This is a genomic window from Sciscionella sediminilitoris, assembly GCF_000737195.2.
Lineage (GTDB): Bacteria > Actinomycetota > Actinomycetes > Mycobacteriales > Pseudonocardiaceae > Sciscionella > Sciscionella sediminilitoris.
The window spans coordinates 1-285 of the sequence record NZ_JALM01000197.1 but is presented as its reverse complement, the minus strand read 5'-3'; the positions used below and the strand labels follow the sequence as shown (position 1 = coordinate 285).

Annotated in this window: 1 protein-coding gene; it reads left to right on the top strand. The window is 71.2% G+C overall.

What is annotated here, in order from left to right; translation table 11 throughout:
- The coding region (locus AD72_RS35135) for a beta-ketoacyl synthase N-terminal-like domain-containing protein (protein WP_156365534.1) at window positions 1-285 on the top strand (285 nt) is incomplete at both ends.

Below are 285 nucleotides of genomic sequence, written 5' to 3'. Positions count from 1 at the left end.
GCATCAGGCCGCGGCGGCGGTGGGTTCTGGTGAGTGTGTGCGGGCGCTGGTCGGTGGGGTGACGGTGATGGCTTCGCCGGGTGCGTTCGTGGAGTTCGCGCGCCAGGGTGGGCTTTCCGGGGACGGCCGGTGTAAGGCGTTTGCCGAGGGGGCGGATGGCACCGGTTGGGGTGAGGGTGTCGGGATGCTGGTGGTGGAGCGGCTTTCGGTGGCGCGGGCGGCCGGTCATCCGGTGCTGGCGGTGCTTCGTGGTTCGGCGGTCAACTCCGACGGTGCGTCGAACGG